This is a genomic window from Kitasatospora sp. NPDC017646, from assembly GCF_044329365.1.
In the GTDB taxonomy this organism is placed as follows: Bacteria; Actinomycetota; Actinomycetes; order Streptomycetales; family Streptomycetaceae; genus Kitasatospora.
In genome coordinates this window covers 1-1080 of sequence record NZ_JBIRJC010000154.1, presented here as the reverse complement: position 1 = coordinate 1080, position 1080 = coordinate 1, and the positions used below count along the sequence as shown (strand labels likewise).

Genomic DNA, 1080 nt, shown 5'->3' with positions numbered 1-1080 from the left:
TGATCTTCTGTCAGGTGTGACACCTGAGGAGATGGAGACGGTCCGCCCGCGCTTGGAGGCGTTCGCCGCGGAGATGCTCGGTTCGCTGGCGCGGCGGGACCAGCGGGCCAAGGGCGAGCTGTATCTGCGCGGGCTGATGCTGGACGGCAAGCGCAAGTCGATGCAGCCGATGGCCGAGCGCCTGGGCGTGGACCACCAGCAGCTCCAGCAGTTCATCGCCTCGTCGACCTGGGACTGGGCCAAGGTCCGTGAGCGGCTGGCCCGTTGGGCCGCCGCGCATATCGCGCCGGAGGCGTACGCGATCGACGACGTGGGCTTTCCCAAGGACGGTTACGACTCGCCCGGGGTGGCGCGGATGTACTGCGGGGCGCTGGGCAAGCGCGGCAACTGCCAGATCGGCGTCAGTGTGAACCTGGTGTCCGACCGCGCTTCCTCGGCCGTCGACTGGCGCCTGTTCCTGCCCGAGAGCTGGGACGACGCCAAGAGCGGCGATGATGCGCTGCTGGCCGGGGCGATCCGCCGCCGCCGGGCGAAGGCGGGCATCCCCGACAGTGAACGGCATCGGGAGAAGTGGCGCCTGGCCCTGGAGATGCTGGACGAGGTTCGCGGGGAGTGGGAGCTGCCCGACCTGCCGGTGGTCGCGGATGCCGGCTACGGGGACACGACCGGCTTTCGCGAGGGCCTGACCGAGCGCGGCCTTGTCTACGCGGTCGCCGTCAAGGGCACCACGACCGCCTATCCGGGCGACGCGGTCCCGGTGCGCCCGCCCTACAGCGGGCAGGGGCGCCCGCCCGGCCCGGCCTACCCCGACCCGCACACCACCTTGCGCCAACTCGCCCTGGAAGCCGGGCGATCCGCGCTCCGGACGGTGACCTGGCGCCAGGGCACCAAGACCACCAGGAACAACCCGCGCGCCGAGATGCGCTCCCGATTCCTGGCGCTGCGGGTCCGCCCGGCCAACCGGCAGATCCGCCGTGCCGTCGACGGCTCCCTGCCCGAGTGCCGGCTGCTGGCCGAGTGGCCACCCGGCTCGGCCGAGCCCACCGACTACTGGCTGTCCACCCTGCCTGCCGACACCCC

The 1080-nt window shown here is 72.1% G+C and carries 1 protein-coding gene; it reads left to right on the top strand.

All coding sequences use genetic code 11. The annotated features are described in order from the left end of the window. Nucleotides 1-31 precede the first annotated feature (31 nt). The coding region (locus tag ACH4J0_RS43330) for an IS701 family transposase (protein ID WP_396246676.1) at nucleotides 32-1080 on the top strand (1049 nt) is incomplete at its 3' end.